The sequence below is a fragment of the Caulobacter sp. 05L422 genome (assembly GCF_056397765.1).
On record NZ_JBFTOB010000022.1, the window covers coordinates 66281 to 79551 of the forward strand.

Annotated in this window: 9 protein-coding genes; all 9 read left to right on the forward strand. The window is 67.5% G+C overall.

Annotation, left to right across the window (positions count from 1 at the left end):
• Positions 1 to 278 precede the first annotated feature (278 nt).
• The 9 genes from AC1DMQ_RS19895 (at position 279) to AC1DMQ_RS19935 (ending at position 13169) form a co-directional block, all read left to right on the forward strand.
• Positions 279 to 1037, forward strand: coding sequence for an MlaA family lipoprotein (locus tag AC1DMQ_RS19895; protein WP_477035290.1), 759 nt, complete (start codon positions 279 to 281; stop codon positions 1035 to 1037).
• Complete coding sequence (locus AC1DMQ_RS19900; RefSeq protein WP_477035291.1) at positions 1034 to 1693, forward strand: MlaC/ttg2D family ABC transporter substrate-binding protein; 660 nt, start codon at positions 1034 to 1036, stop codon at positions 1691 to 1693. The genes AC1DMQ_RS19895 and AC1DMQ_RS19900 overlap by 4 nt, the downstream gene beginning before the upstream one ends.
• Positions 1694 to 1708: 15 nt before the next feature.
• Positions 1709 to 2233 (forward strand): outer membrane lipid asymmetry maintenance protein MlaD, encoded by a 525-nt coding sequence (gene mlaD / locus AC1DMQ_RS19905; protein ID WP_477035292.1) that lies wholly within the window; start codon positions 1709 to 1711, stop codon positions 2231 to 2233.
• Between the two features lies 1 nt (position 2234).
• Positions 2235 to 3041, forward strand: a complete 807-nt coding sequence (locus AC1DMQ_RS19910) for an MlaE family ABC transporter permease (protein ID WP_477035293.1) — start codon at positions 2235 to 2237, stop codon at positions 3039 to 3041.
• On the forward strand, positions 3038 to 3817 hold the full coding sequence (locus tag AC1DMQ_RS19915) for an ABC transporter ATP-binding protein (protein ID WP_477035294.1): 780 nt from the start codon (positions 3038 to 3040) through the stop codon (positions 3815 to 3817). Before AC1DMQ_RS19910 ends, AC1DMQ_RS19915 begins: the two co-directional genes overlap by 4 nt.
• A gap of 4 nt (positions 3818 to 3821) precedes the next feature.
• Positions 3822 to 4289, forward strand: coding sequence for a hypothetical protein (locus AC1DMQ_RS19920; protein ID WP_477035295.1), 468 nt, complete (start codon positions 3822 to 3824; stop codon positions 4287 to 4289).
• A gap of 196 nt (positions 4290 to 4485) precedes the next feature.
• Positions 4486 to 10323: a hybrid sensor histidine kinase/response regulator gene (locus AC1DMQ_RS19925; protein ID WP_477035296.1), complete on the forward strand. Its 5838-nt coding sequence runs from the start codon at positions 4486 to 4488 to the stop codon at positions 10321 to 10323.
• A complete protein-coding gene (locus tag AC1DMQ_RS19930; protein WP_477035297.1) occupies positions 10320 to 12359 on the forward strand; it encodes a response regulator in 2040 nt (679 codons plus the stop codon). The genes AC1DMQ_RS19925 and AC1DMQ_RS19930 overlap by 4 nt, the downstream gene beginning before the upstream one ends.
• A 105-nt stretch (positions 12360 to 12464) precedes the next feature.
• Positions 12465 to 13169, forward strand: coding sequence for a glutathione S-transferase N-terminal domain-containing protein (locus AC1DMQ_RS19935; protein WP_477035298.1), 705 nt, complete (start codon positions 12465 to 12467; stop codon positions 13167 to 13169).
• The last annotated feature ends 102 nt before the right edge of the window (positions 13170 to 13271 follow it).

Sequence of the window (13271 nt, forward strand, 5' to 3'; positions counted from 1 at the left end):
GGACGGATGACGTTCAGTGGCCCTCCAACCCTTGCCTAGCTTTGACTGGCGCCTACATGCCTCCTGCCGGCATCCGGCAAGAGGCTGGAATGATCGGCGCGTCGGCCATGAAGATTCCGAAGAAAAAGCAGGGCTTAAGCGTGACTGTATCCACCGCGACGACGGTTTTGGCGTTGCTCGTCGCCGGGGGATTCTCGGCGATCGGGTCGTCCGCGTACGCCCGGAGCGACCTCGAAACACCAATTCCGCTGGTCGCGGCGCCTGATGCGGCCTCCGATTTGGCGCAGACCGCCTACGATCCGCTCGAGGGCTTCAATCGGGGCAGCTACGCCTTCAGCATGGGACTGGACCGCGCGGTGTTCCGACCCGTCGCCCACGGCTACATGGCCGTGGCGCCGACGCCGGTCCGCCACCGGGTCAGCGCCTTCGTCTACAATCTGGGCGAACCCAGCACGTTCGTGAACGACGTCCTGCAGGGCAAGCCCAAGCGGGCCGGCAGGACCACGGCGCGTTTCGCGATCAATTCCACCGTCGGCGTGCTGGGACTGTTCGACGTCGCCGCCGGCATGGGCATCCGGTCCCACGACGCCGACTTCGGCCAGACGTTCGGCCGCTACGGCGTCAAGCCCGGTCCCTATCTCTACGTGCCGGTCCTGGGCCCGCTGAACTTCCGCGACGGGGTCGGCCGGGTGTTCGACTTCTTCACCGATCCGATCGGCCTGGCCGGCCAGGGCTGGACCAGCCCCTTCGGCATCACGCGCCTGGTGACCCAGACGATCGACACCCGCGCCAACGCCGACCTGGCGTTCCGGGCGCTGGACCAGGCGGTCGATCCCTACGCCACCGCCCGCTCGGCCTACGGCCAGCACCGCGAGGCCCTGATCCGCGAGGCGACGGGCGCGGTGCAGGAGCTTCCCGACTTCGACGAGGTCGCGCCGTCGACCGATCCCGCCGCCGCACCGCCATCCGAAATTCCCACGGTTGCGACGGACCCGGCTTCCTCCACGCCCGCGCCCGCGCCCACTGAACCACAATGATTTCCCCGGAAACGCCCATGACCGACGCCCATCCCACCCGCCGCTTCGCCCTGGTCGCCCTGGTGGGCCTCGGCGTTCTGGCGCAAGCCGCCCCGGCCTTGGCCCAGGGTCCGCGCGAGCCGCAGGCCGAGCAATTCGTGCAGACCCGCGCCCAGAGGGTGATCTCGGTCCTTGCCGACAAGAACCAGAGCGTCGCCCAGAAGAAGGCGACCTTCCACCAGGGCATCGACGAACTGGCCGACGTGCCGCGGATCACCAATTTCGTGCTGGGCAAGTACGCCCGCACCATCACGCCGGATCAGCGCCAACGGTTCGCGGCGGCGTTCCGCGTCTACGCCGAAAGCGTCTACCAGAATCGCATCAGCGACTATCACGGCGAGGTCCTGAAGGTGACGGGCTCGACCGTCCGCAAGCCGGGCGACGTGATCGTCAACACCACGATTGCGGGCGGCCAGCTGGGCCAGCCGGTGCAGGTGTCGTGGCGGGTGATGGGCGGCGGGACCGCCTGGAAGGTCGTCGACGTCCAGTTCAAGGGCGTGTGGCTGGCGATCACCCAGCAGCAGGACTTCGTTTCGACCATCGACAACGCCGGCGGCAATATCGACGTGCTGATCAGCCAATTGCAGCGGGACGCCCAGCGTCCCGCGTCGCGCTAACGGGGACCGGAGACTATGGGGTTGCGCGAACAATGGGCCGAGACCCTGATGGGTCTCCTCGTTCTCGTCCTGGCGGCGGGGTTCCTGGTCTATTCGCTGACGGTCGGCGGCGTCGGCCGCAAGCCGGGCGGCTATGAGGTCACGGCGAAGTTCGGCCAGGTCGGCTCGCTGGCGCCGGGCGCGCCCGTCAGCGTGGCCGGCGTCAAGGTCGGCACGGTCTCGCAGATCACGTTGGATCCCAAGAGCTACCTGGCGGTGACCAAGCTCAGCCTTGATCCGGACGTCAAGCTGCCCTCCGACTCCACCGCCAAGATCACCAGCGACAGCCTGCTGGGCGGCGTCCACGTGGCGATCGCCCCCGGCGGCGCGGTCGACGACATCAAGCCGGGCGGCGAGATTGACAACACCCAGGGCGCGGTCGACCTGTTCGGCCTGATCGGTTCGGTGATGCGGCCCCAAGGCGGAGCGGCCGCCGCCGCGCCGGCAGCCGGTGAAGCGCCCGCGGCGAACCCCGCCGCCACGGCTCCGGACACTTACTGAGATGGCCGCGGCCCGCGCGGCGATCCCCGCGATCTTCAAGCCGTTGCGCACCATCGGGCGCTCGACCCTGGGCGCGCTGCAGATGGTCGGCGGGGTCGGGGTCTTCGCCCTGCGCGGCGTGATGGCCGTGTTCAGCCCGCCGTGGTTCCCGATCCAGCTGCTGCGCCAACTGCTGGCCATCGGCTTCTTCTCGCTGCCGGTCGTGGGCCTGACCGCGATCTTCACCGGCGCGGCCCTGGGGCTGAACATCTACACCGGCGGCGGGCGGTTCAACGCCGAGCAGGTGATGCCGCAGATCGTCGCCCTGGGCATCACGCGCGAGCTCGGCCCCGTGTTGGCGGCCCTGATGCTGGCGGGCCGGGTGTCGGCCGCCATCGCCGCTGAGATCGGAGCGATGCGCGCCACCGAGCAGATCGACGCCATGCGAACCCTGTCGACCGATCCGTTCCGCTACCTGGTCGCGCCGCGCCTGCTGGCCGCGACCCTGGTGCTGCCGCTGCTGACCCTGATCGCAGACATCATCGGCGTCGCCGGCGGCTGGCTGGTGGCCGTGCGGATCCTCGACTTCAATTCCGCCGTCTACATCCGCAACACCGCCAACTTCCTGCAGGTCTGGGACGTCGGCTCGGGTCTGATCAAGGCGGCCGTGTTCGGCTTCATCGTGGCCCTCATGGGCTGCTATCACGGCTACCACGCCAAGGGTGGCGCGCGCGGCGTGGGCCGGGCGACCACCCACGCGGTGGTGTCCTCGGCGATCCTGATCTTCGCTTCCGACTACTTCCTCACAACGCTGTTCACCAACGCATGACCGACACGCCAAAACTCGAATGGAAGGGCGTCCGCAAGCGCTTCGACGGTCCGGTCCTGGACGGGCTGGACCTCAGCGTCGCGGCGGGCCGGTCGCTGGTGATCATCGGCGGGTCCGGCCAGGGCAAGTCGGTGACCATCAAGGTCGCCATGGGCCTGGTGCGTCCCGACGCCGGCAAGGTGCTGGTCGACGGCGAGGACCTGATCGGCCCAAGTCTCAAGTGGGGGGGCGGCGCATCCCGGCGCAGGCTGTTCGAACGGATCGGAGTCCTGTTCCAGGGCGCGGCGCTGTTCGACAGCCTGAGCGTCTGGGAGAACGTCGCCTTCCGCCTGATCAACGCCGACGGCGTGCCCCGCAAGGAGGCCAAGGCCCGGGCGATCGAGGCCCTGGGCCGCGTCCACCTGGCCGTCCACGTCGCCGACTCCTATCCGTCAGAACTGTCGGGCGGCATGCAGAAGCGGGTCGGCCTGGCCCGGGCGGTGGTGGCCAATCCCGAGATCATCTTCTTCGATGAGCCGACCACGGGCCTGGACCCGATCACCTCGTCGGCGATCAACGAGCTGATCGTCGAGCAGGTGAGGGGGCTGGGCTGCACGGCGGTGTCGATCACCCACGACCTGGCCTCGGCCCGCACGATCGGCGACGAGATCGCCATGCTCCACGCCGGCAAGATCATCTGGCGCGGCGCGCCGGCCGAGCTGGACCGGACGGACAATCCCTATGTGCGCCAGTTCGTCGACGGGCGCGCGGACGGTCCGATGGCGAGCATGGTCTAGGGCGATGCAGCGCGGCGGGGGGACGGCGTTCGCGGCGCTGGTGCTGAGCGTGGGCTTGGCCGGCGCGGCCCCAACCCAGGCTTGGGCGCAGGACTATGTCCGCGCCGACTGCCGCGCCCAGCTCGATCCGGCCGCCCTGCGCTTCGACACCTCGCTGCACCAGCGCTGGTACAGGCGGTTCTGGACCGGCGAGTGCGACCACTTGCCGATGTGCTTTGCCGGCTCGCCCAACTGGAACGACATCGTCGGCAAGTTGCTGGTGCGCGGCGGTCCGGCCGAGCAGGCCGTCCTGCTGCCCAAGGCCTGCCGGCTGGGCCAGACGATCGGGTTGGAATGGGCGCGCGACAAGAAGGTCCGCCGGATCGACACCCGCGACCTGCACGCCTTCAAGAGCCAGCTGGAGGCCTCCGGCGACGCCTTGCACGGGGTCGAAAAAGTCGAGGCTTCCGTCCGGGCGAAGATGGCGCGCTAGGTAGCGCGACCATCGCTCGAAAAGAGCTTCACCGTAAAAGCGGAACCAAAGATTTTCCCCCGCGTTGGACCCGTTCGGGGGGTCATGGGGACCGGTCTAGGTTGTTGAGAGCGTAAACCGCTTCAAGCGCTCGGACCGTCTTCCCAGTTAGCGCCGCCCACGTAAGATCGAACTGATTTCGACGTGGAGTACTCCTATGCCGGCGGCACAGTCCAAGACGCAACAGCGCGGGCTCGACAACCACCAGCTTCTGGCCGCCTTGCGCGCCTTCCGACGCGGCGACTTCTCGGTGCGGCTGCCGACCGACCTGTCCGGCCTGGACGGTGAACTGGCCGAGGCCTTCAACGACGCCGTCAATCTGAACGATCAAATCAGCAAAGAGTTCGAGCGCCTCGGCGACGTTGTCGGCAAACAGGGCAAGATCAACCATCGTGCTCGTTTGCCAGGCGCCACCGGCTCGTGGGCGGCCAGCGTCGAGGCGGTCAACAACCTGATCACCGACATGGTCCACCCGACCGCCGAAATGGCCCGCGTGATCGGCGCCACCGCCAAGGGCGACCTTAGCCAGACCATGGACCTGGAGAACGAGGAGCGACCCCTGCGCGGCGAGTTCCTGCGCATCGGCAAGGTCGTGAACACCATGGTGGGCCAGCTGGGCTCGTTCGCCTCGGAAGTGACCCGCGTCGCCCGCGAAGTGGGTACGGAAGGCAAGCTGGGCGGCCAGGCCCAGGTGAAGGGCGTGGCCGGCACCTGGAAGGACCTCACCGACAACGTCAACCTGATGGCCGCCAACCTGACCGGCCAGGTCCGCAACATCGCCGAGGTGACCACCGCCGTCGCGAACGGCGACTTGAGCCGCAAGATCACCGTGGACGTGAAGGGCGAGGTGCTGGAGCTGAAGAACACCATCAACACCATGGTGGACCAGCTCAACAGCTTCGCGTCGGAAGTCACCCGCGTGGCCCGCGAAGTGGGTACGGAAGGCAAGCTGGGCGGCCAAGCCAACGTGAAGGGCGTGGCCGGCACCTGGAAGGAACTGACCGACAACGTCAACCTGATGGCCGGCAACCTGACCGGCCAGGTCCGCAACATCGCCGAGGTGACCACCGCCGTGGCCCGCGGCGACCTTTCGCGCAAGATCACCGTGGACGTGAAGGGCGAGGTGCTGGAGCTGAAGAACACCATCAACACCATGGTGGACCAGCTCAACAGCTTCGCCTCGGAAGTGACCCGGGTGGCGCGCGAAGTGGGTACGGAAGGCAAGCTGGGCGGCCAGGCCCGCGTGGAAGGCGTGGCCGGCACCTGGAAGGACCTCACCGACAACGTCAACCTGATGGCCGGCAACCTGACGGGCCAGGTGCGGAACATCGCCGAGGTGACCACCGCCGTCGCCATGGGCGACTTGTCCAAGAAGATCACCGTCGACGTGAAGGGCGAGGTGTTGGAGCTGAAGAACACCATCAACGTCATGGTGGACCAGCTGAACGCCTTCGCCTCGGAAGTGACCCGCGTGGCCCGCGAAGTGGGTACGGAAGGCAAGCTGGGCGGCCAGGCCAACGTCACCGGCGTCGGCGGCACCTGGAAGGAGCTGACCGACAACGTCAACCTGATGGCCGGCAACCTGACGGGCCAGGTGCGGAACATCGCCGAGGTGACCACCGCCGTCGCCATGGGCGACTTGTCCAAGAAGATCACCGTCGACGTGCGCGGCGAAATCCTGGAGCTGAAGAACACCATCAACACCATGGTGGACCAACTGAACTCGTTCTCGTCGGAAGTGACCCGGGTGGCGCGGGAAGTCGGCACCGAAGGCAAGCTCGGCGGCCAGGCGCAGGTGAAGGGCGTGGCCGGCACCTGGAAGGACCTGACCGACAACGTCAACTTCATGGCCGGCAACCTGACCGGCCAGGTGCGAAACATCGCCGAGGTGACCACCGCCGTCGCCAACGGGGACCTTTCCAAGAAGATCACCGTCGACGTGCGCGGCGAGATCCTGGAGCTGAAGAACACCATCAACGTCATGGTGGACCAGCTGAACGGCTTCGCCTCGGAAGTGACCCGCGTGGCCCGCGAAGTCGGCACCGAAGGCAAGCTGGGCGGTCAGGCCCAGGTGAAGGGCGTGGCCGGCACCTGGAAGGAGCTGACCGACAACGTCAACCTGATGGCTGGCAACCTGACGGGCCAGGTTCGTAACATCGCCGAGGTGACCACCGCCGTCGCCATGGGCGACCTGTCCAAGAAGATCACCGTCGACGTGCGCGGCGAAATCCTGGAGCTGAAGAACACCATCAACGTCATGGTGGACCAGCTGAATTCGTTCAGCTCGGAAGTGACCCGCGTGGCGCGGGAAGTCGGCACCGAAGGCAAGCTCGGCGGTCAGGCCCAGGTGAAGGGCGTGGCCGGCACCTGGAAGGACCTCACCGACAACGTCAACTTCATGGCCGCCAACCTGACCGGCCAGGTCCGCAACATCGCCGACGTCACCACCGCCGTCGCCAAGGGCGACCTCTCCAAGAAGATCACCGTCGACGTGAAGGGCGAGATCCTGGAGCTGAAGTCGACCATCAACGTCATGGTGGACCAACTGAACGGCTTCGCCTCGGAAGTGACCCGCGTGGCCCGCGAAGTCGGCACCGAGGGCAAGCTGGGCGGCCAGGCCCAGGTGCCCGGCGTCGCCGGTACGTGGAAGGACCTCACCGACAACGTGAACATGATGGCCGCCAACCTGACCGGCCAGGTTCGCAACATCGCCGACGTCGTGACCGCGGTCGCCCAGGGCAACCTGAAGCGCAAGCTGACCCTGGACGCCAAGGGCGAAATCGCCTCGCTGGCCGACACCATCAACGGCATGATCGAGACCCTGGCCACCTTCGCCGACCAGGTGACCAACGTGGCCCGCGAAGTGGGTTCGGAAGGCAAGCTGGGCGGCCAGGCGCGGGTGCCGGGCGCCGCCGGCCTGTGGCGCGACCTGACCGACAACGTCAACGAACTGGCCGCCAACCTGACCACCCAGGTCCGCGCCATCGCCGAGGTGTCCACCGCCGTGACCAAGGGCGACCTGACCCGGTCGATCACCGTGGAAGCGTCGGGGGAAGTCGCCGCCCTGAAGGACAACATCAACGAGATGATCCGCAATCTGAAGGATCAGACGTTGAAGAACACCGAGCAGGACTGGCTGAAGACCAACCTGGCCCGGTTCAGCCGCATGCTGCAGGGCGAGCGCGACCTGTCGACCGTGTCGAACCTGGTGCTGTCGGAACTGGCCCCGCTGATCAACGCCCAGCACGGGGTGTTCTACGTCTCCGACCACGACGTGAACGGCGAGCCGGTGCTGAACCTGGCCGCCAGCTACGCGTCGAACCCCGGCGACCGGCCGCCGGCTCGCCTGCGCCAGCGTGAAGGCCTGATCGGGCAATGCGCGGCCGAGCGCCAGCGCATCCTGCTGACCAACGTCCCGTCCGAGTACATCAAGATCAGCTCGGGCCTGGGCGAGGCCGCGCCGCAGAACATCATCGTCCTGCCCGCCCTGTTCGAGGGCGAGCTGAAGGCGGTGATCGAGCTGGCCACCTTCGGGGCCTTCAATGAGACCCAGCAGGCCTTCCTCGACCAGCTGATGGAATCCATCGGCATCGTGCTGTCGACCATCGCCGCCAACATGCGGACCGAAGGCCTGCTCGAACAGTCCCAGCTGCTGACCTCCGAGCTCCAGGCTCAGCAGGAGGAACTGAAGAAGACCAACGACCGCCTGGAACTGCAGGCCGCCAGCTTGCGCCAATCCGAAGAGCTGCTGCGCTCCAAGCAGGACGAACTGCAGCAGACCAACGCCGAGCTGGAGGACAAGGCGGTCCTGCTGTCGGCCCAGAACAAGCAGGTGGAAGCCAAGAACACCGAGGTCGAGCAGGCCAAGGCGGCGCTGGAGGAAAAGGCCGAACAGCTGGCCCTGACGTCCAAGTACAAGTCCGAATTCCTGGCCAACATGAGCCACGAGCTGCGCACGCCGCTCAACAGCCTGCTGATCCTGTCCAAGATGCTCAGCGAGAACTCGCAGGGCAATCTGAGCGCCAAGCAGGTGGAGTTCGCCCGCAACATCCACAGCGCCGGCGCCGACCTGCTGGGCCTGATCAACGACATCCTGGACCTGTCGAAGATCGAGAGCGGCACGGTCACCCTCGACATCGGCGAGATGTCGTTCGCCTCGCTGCGCGATCAGACCGACCGCACGTTCTCGCAGCTGGCCCAGGACAAGAAGCTGGACTTCTTCGTCAGCATCGACCCGGCCCTGCCGCGCTCGATGTACACCGACGACAAGCGCCTGCAGCAGGTGATCAAGAACCTGCTGTCCAATGCCTTCAAGTTCACCCAGACCGGTTCGGTGCGCCTGACCATCGCCCGCGCCGAGGACGGTTGGGCCAGCGGCAACGACCACCTCAACAAGGCCGGCCAGGTGCTGGCCTTCTCGGTCGAGGACACCGGCATCGGCATCCCCGAGGACAAGCAGCGGATCATCTTCGAGGCCTTCCAGCAGGCCGACGGCACCACCAGCCGCAAGTACGGCGGCACGGGCCTGGGCCTGTCGATCAGCCGCGAGATCACCCGCCTGCTGGGCGGCGAGCTGCGGGTCGTCTCGACGCCGGGCCAGGGCAGCATCTTCACCCTGTACCTGCCGCTGAACTTCAGCCCGGCCGCCCAGCCCCAGTCGTCGCAGCCGCTGCGTCCCGCCACCTCGCCGGTCCAGACCTTCCGCCTGTCGACGATGGAGACCGGGTCGGTCGAACCCGCCGAGACCGTGGCCGACGACCGCGAGCAGATCGAACCCGGCGACGCCGTGGTGCTGATCGTCGAGGACGACACCCGCTTCGCCTCGATCCTGCTGTCGCTGGTGCGCGACGGCGGCTTCAAGGGGGTGGTCACCGGTGAAGGCTCGGCCGTGCCGTCCCTGGCCCGGCGCTTCACGCCCGACGCCATCATGCTGGACATCGGCCTGCCCGACATGGACGGTTTGGCCTTGCTGGACCTGCTCAAGCGCACGCCCGACACCCGCCACATCCCGGTGCAGGTGATCTCTGCCGACGACCATGGCGGCCTGGGCCTGTCGATGGGCGCCTTCGGCTTCACCAGCAAGCCGGTGGAGCGCGAAGCGGTCGCCTCGACGCTGGAGAAGGTCAAGAAACTGGTCGCCGAGACCGGTCGCGCCCCGATCCTGGTCGGCGGGCCGGGCCAGGCCGCCGATACGCTGCGCGACACCATCGGCGCCGTGGAGGTCGTGCCGGCCTTGTCGGACCTGCCGGACGAGGCCTTCACGGGCGAGGGCGGCTGCCTGGTGATCGACGTCGGTCCAGGCCCTGTCGGTCCGTTCATCGACATCCTCAAGCAGCGCGGCGCCGTTTCGGGCGTGGCGGTGCTCTATGCGCCCGACGATCTGGACCCCGAGGATGATCGCCGGCTGCGTCTGGCGGTGTTCTCCGGCCTGGCGCGTCTGGCTCGCACGCCCGAGCAACTGATCGACCACGTCACCATGTCGCTGCACGCGCCGTTGGAGCGCCTGTCCACGCCGGCCAAGGCGATGATCGCCCACAGCCGCCACGCGGACGCCGTCCTGACGGGCCTGACCGCGGTGGTGATCGACGACGACATCCGCAACATCTTCTCGCTGGCAAGCGCCCTGGAGGAGTACGGGATCGAACTTCGCTACGCCGAAAGCGGCCGAGAAGGATTGGAGTTGCTCGACAGCCTGCCTGCGGTGGATATGGTGCTGGTCGACATCATGATGCCCGACATGGACGGGTACGAGACCATGCGCGAAATCCGGGCCCGATCGCGGTTCTCCGACCTGCCGGTGATCGCCGTCACCGCCAAGGCGATGAAGGGCGACCGCCAGAAGTGCATCCAGGCCGGCGCTTCGGACTATGTGTCCAAGCCCGTGGATATCGACCAGCTGATCTCGGTCCTGCGGGTTTCGGTGCAGCGCACCGACGCCCAGCGCCTGGCCGGCGACAATGTCATCACCATCCACAGCACCGCCGCCGCGCAATGACGGTACCCGCGGTAAAGCATCAGGCGGTCCCACCGCCCGAGGACAGACCCAGGACGAAGATCCTCATCGTCGACGACGATGAGCGCAACGCCTTCGCCGCGATCCAGGCGTTGGAGACCCTCGATCAGGAACTGGTGGTCGCCCGGTCGGGCGAGGAGGCCCTGCGTCACCTGCTGACCGACGACTTCGCGGTGATCCTGCTCGATCTGCACATGCCGGGCATGGACGGCTACGAGACGGCCGAACTGATCCGCCAGCGCCGCCGCAATCGCGACGTGCCCATCGTGTTCCTGACGGCGGTGTTTCGCGACGAGGCCCATATCTTCAAGGCCTATTCGGCCGGGGCCGTCGACGTGGTGTTCAAGCCGGTCGACCCGTTCATCCTGCGGTCCAAGGTGCAGGTGCTGGTCGACCTGCACATCAAGACCCTCGAGCTGGAGCAGCAGTCGGAGAGCCGGCGTCTGCTGATCGAGGAGAACGCCCGGATCCACGCCGAGAAGTTGGCCGCCGAACGGGCCCTGCGCCGCACCCAGGAGCGCCAGGAGGCGATCCTTCGCGCGCTGCCGGTGGTCTTCCATTCGCGCACGGCGGACTCCCCCTACGAGCCGCTGTTCGTCGGCGGCAACGTCATGGAGCTGACAGGCTTCTCGGCCGAGGATTTCCTGGCCACGGCCGAGTTCGGCATCAGCCGCGTTCACCCCGACGACGTCGACATCGTCGTGCGCGCCCAGGCCGAGGCCCGAAAGTCCGGCGTCTACAGCTGCGAATACCGGTGGCAATGCGCCGACGGGACCTACCGTTCGCTGATCGACCAGGGCGTGCTGGCCATGGACGAGGAGAGCGGGCGGCAGGTGGTGCTCGGCACGCTGCTGGACAACACCGAACGCCGCGGGCTGGAGGAGCAACTGAGCCACGCCCGCAAGATGGAGGCGGTGGGCCAGCTGACCGGCGGCGTCGCCCACGACTTCAACAACCTGCTGACCGTGGTCCTGGGCAATATCGAGCTGATCAAGCGCCGGACCGGCGAGCAGCACGAGCTGTCCCGGCAGATCGAGGCCGTGCGCCTAGCGGCCGAGAAAGGCGGGGCCCTGACCCGCCAGTTGCTGGCGTTCTCGCGTCGCCAGCGCCTGAACCCGCTGACCGTCGATCTCAACGTGCTGATCTCGGACTTCGCGCCGCTGCTGCGCCAGGCGGTCGGCGAGGCGGTGAGCATCGATCTCAGCCTGGCGACCGAGCCGCTGCCGGCCCACCTCGACGCCGCCCAGTTCGAGAGCGCCCTGCTGAACCTGGCGGTCAACGCCCGCGACGCGATGGAGGGCGGCGGCGTGCTGTCGGTCGTGACCAAGACGGTCGGCGGGGACGAGCCCAAGGTCCTGGTGGTCGTGCGCGACACCGGCCAGGGCATGGACGCCGACGTGGCCTCGCGCATCTTCGAGCCGTTCTTCACGACCAAGGAGATCGGCAAGGGGTCGGGGCTGGGTCTGTCGCAAGTCTATGGCTTCGTGCGTCAGTCCGGCGGCGAGGTCTCGGTGAGCAGCGCGCCGGGGAAGGGCGCGGTGTTCGAGATCTATCTGCCGCTCAGCCAGGCGGCGCTAAGCCAGCGCGGGGTCAGCGACGAGACCCCCGAAGCCATTCGTGGGACGGAACGCGTGCTGGTGGTCGAGGACGACCCCGCCGTCCTGGCCATGGCGGTCGAGACGCTGGAGGGCCTGGGTTATCAGGTGACCACGGCCGACAGCGCCGCGGCCGCGATGAAGCGCCTGAAGAGCCGCAAGGCGTTCGACCTGCTGTTTTCCGATGTGGTCATGCCCGGCGGCGTCAACGGCGTCGAACTGGCCCACGCCGCGCTCAAGGAGCGCCCTGGTCTGAAGGTGCTGCTGACCTCCGGCTATGTGGGCGACGAGGCGGCGTCCTGGGCCAACGAATTCCCGATGATCGACAAGCCCTATCTGGGTCCGGCCCTGGCGGCCAAGATCCGCGCGGTGCTGGACGCCGAGGCTCCGGCGACCGAACCGGCCAAGGTGCGACAGGGATAGGGGCCAAGCTTTTGGCGCGCGGTCACTTGTCGCCGCGCCCGTCGGGACCATCTGACAAGCTCGGCCGCGTCGGTATGGACGGCCTTTTTGCTTTCGGAGCCGATCATGACCGATCTCTCAGCCTTCCCGATCACCCAGCGCTGGCCCGCCCAGCATCCCGACCGGCTGCAGCTCTACAGCCTGCCCACGCCGAACGGGGTCAAGGTGTCGATCATGCTGGAGGAGACCGGCCTGCCGTATGAGCCGCACACCATCGACATCGGCAAGAACGAGACCTGGGGACCGGAATTCCTGTCGCTGAACCCCAACGGCAAGATCCCCGCCATCATCGACCCGGATGGTCCGGGCGGTAAGCCCCTGGGCCTGTTCGAGTCCGGCGCGATCCTGGTCTATCTGGCGGAAAAGACCGGCAAGTTCCTGCCCAAGGACCCCGCCCGCCGCTATGAGACCCTGGCCTGGGTGTTCTTCCAGATGGCCGCGATCGGCCCGATGTTCGGCCAGGTCGGCTTCTTCCACAAGTTCGCCGGCCGCGAATACGAGGACAAGCGTCCGCGCGATCGCTACGTCGCCGAGTCCAAGCGCCTGCTGGGCGTGCTGGAGACGCGCCTGGCCGACCGCGACTGGATCATGGGCGACGAGTACACGATCGCCGACATCGCCACCCTGGGCTGGGTGCGGAACATCAACGGCTTCTACGAGGCCGGCGAACTGGTCGACTACGGCAGCCTCAAGCACGTGCCCGCCTGGCTGGAGCGCGGCCTGGCGCGTCCGGCCGTCCAGCGCGGCCTGGAGATCCCCAAGCGCCCCTAAAGCGCGCCTGGTCACCGCGCCGGTTTCGGCCGGCGTGGTGGTTGCCCGCGCTCGATTGTCGCGGTCAGCCTTAACGGCTTTTGCGGACCTTTCGGGCCATGT

What these genes read in the sequence shown, in the direction of transcription:
- AC1DMQ_RS19915 (WP_477035294.1), top strand. Translation starts at nt 3,038, where the DNA reads ATGACCGACACGCCAAAACTCGAATGGAAGGGCGTCCGCAAGCGCTTC.
- AC1DMQ_RS19930 (WP_477035297.1), top strand. Translation starts at nt 10,320, where the DNA reads ATGACGGTACCCGCGGTAAAGCATCAGGCGGTCCCACCGCCCGAGGAC.
- AC1DMQ_RS19920 (WP_477035295.1), top strand. Translation starts at nt 3,822, where the DNA reads ATGCAGCGCGGCGGGGGGACGGCGTTCGCGGCGCTGGTGCTGAGCGTG.
- AC1DMQ_RS19910 (WP_477035293.1), top strand. Translation starts at nt 2,235, where the DNA reads ATGGCCGCGGCCCGCGCGGCGATCCCCGCGATCTTCAAGCCGTTGCGC.
- mlaD (WP_477035292.1), top strand. Translation starts at nt 1,709, where the DNA reads ATGGGGTTGCGCGAACAATGGGCCGAGACCCTGATGGGTCTCCTCGTT.
- AC1DMQ_RS19900 (WP_477035291.1), top strand. Translation starts at nt 1,034, where the DNA reads ATGATTTCCCCGGAAACGCCCATGACCGACGCCCATCCCACCCGCCGC.
- AC1DMQ_RS19925 (WP_477035296.1), top strand. Translation starts at nt 4,486, where the DNA reads ATGCCGGCGGCACAGTCCAAGACGCAACAGCGCGGGCTCGACAACCAC.
- AC1DMQ_RS19935 (WP_477035298.1), top strand. Translation starts at nt 12,465, where the DNA reads ATGACCGATCTCTCAGCCTTCCCGATCACCCAGCGCTGGCCCGCCCAG.